We start from the raw sequence: 1154 nt of genomic DNA, 5'->3' as shown, positions 1-1154 counted from the left end.
TTATCTGCATTTTCGTAGCCTAGCATAACTGCAATCTACGTCAGCCCCATGTGTTTTTTGAAGCACCTATTTTTTATGGGTTGTAAATAATGCTGCACGTCCTTTATAAAAATCCAAGTTAAACAAATCAATATTAAAATGTTTGCAATATTCAGCAACCATATCAACCGTTAATCGCTCCTTTTTGATTCTTTTTTCATAACTAGCTAAATCCTCAAATACAAAAGGTTTCCCACTTTGCTCAAAAGTTGTTTTACTGGTTTCTTTATGCACCATAATCGTTCTACTTTCTACTTCATATTCTGAAATTTTATTGGCGCCATTTTGCCAATGAAACATAACTGCACCAAATTCATCTTTCTTAAAATTTGGAGAAAGATATAAGCTAATGTTCTCCACCGCCCATGTTTTGGATAAATAATCGGGTTGGTTAAATACCTCTGTACCTAAAGGCCCATTTTCCATATAGACACACCAATCAGAAACGGTCTCCAAAATAAGATATTTGTCATGTAAAATCACACAAGGCTCTAACATTTTAATTTTATCTGACAAACTGAGTTCATCAGATAGTTTTTGGTGAGTTACCGTCCACCCCCATATCAAACCAAGCTCTTGTAATCTTTGCTCAAAGCGTAACACCATCTCATTAAATGGAATTTTAAAGAAACACAAATGAGTGGTATGAGGTTTATGATATTGTAAAAAAAACTGTGGATTATTCATAATCAATCTAGCGTCCTTAAAATAACAATAGCATCTTTATCATTGCTTAGTATTCTATCCGCATGTAGCATTCCTCATGGAGAGGTACTTCTATCATATTCAATATATATTCTTTGTAGGAAATCGTCGCGTTGTTTACACCACAGGTTGAGAAAAATAAGCCTGCAAGACCTCGAACGGCGTATCGCCGTTCAAACTGCGGTGCGGCTTCACAGTGTTATAGAAATTAACAAAGCGGCACAACTCCTTTCACCGGTGTTCCGGACTGTCAAACGACTGTTTCTCATGCCACATCTCCATCAGGGTGCGGATAACCCGCTCCGCCTTACCGTTGGTCTGCGGACGGGCAACCCGGGTAAACTTTTGACCAATCCCGTTCTCATAACAGGCTACACCGAAAGCATGGTTGGCCGAGCCTTTGTATTCCG

1 protein-coding gene and 1 pseudogene are annotated in these 1154 nt (G+C 38.5%); both read right to left on the bottom strand.

Features of this window, described 5'->3' with window-relative positions; genetic code table 11:
- Positions 1-66: 66 nt before the first annotated feature.
- Positions 67-726: a hypothetical protein gene (locus HMPREF3107_RS05795; protein WP_070454216.1), complete on the bottom strand. Its 660-nt coding sequence runs from the start codon at positions 724-726 to the stop codon at positions 67-69.
- Positions 727-861: 135 nt separating this feature from the next.
- Positions 862-1154 (bottom strand): annotated as a pseudogene (locus HMPREF3107_RS12800) (integrase core domain-containing protein); the annotation flags it as partial.

This window comes from Neisseria sp. HMSC31F04 (assembly GCF_001807735.1).
Classification (GTDB): Bacteria; Pseudomonadota; Gammaproteobacteria; order Burkholderiales; family Neisseriaceae; genus Neisseria; species Neisseria elongata.
This window is presented reverse-complemented; position numbering and strand designations above follow the sequence as displayed.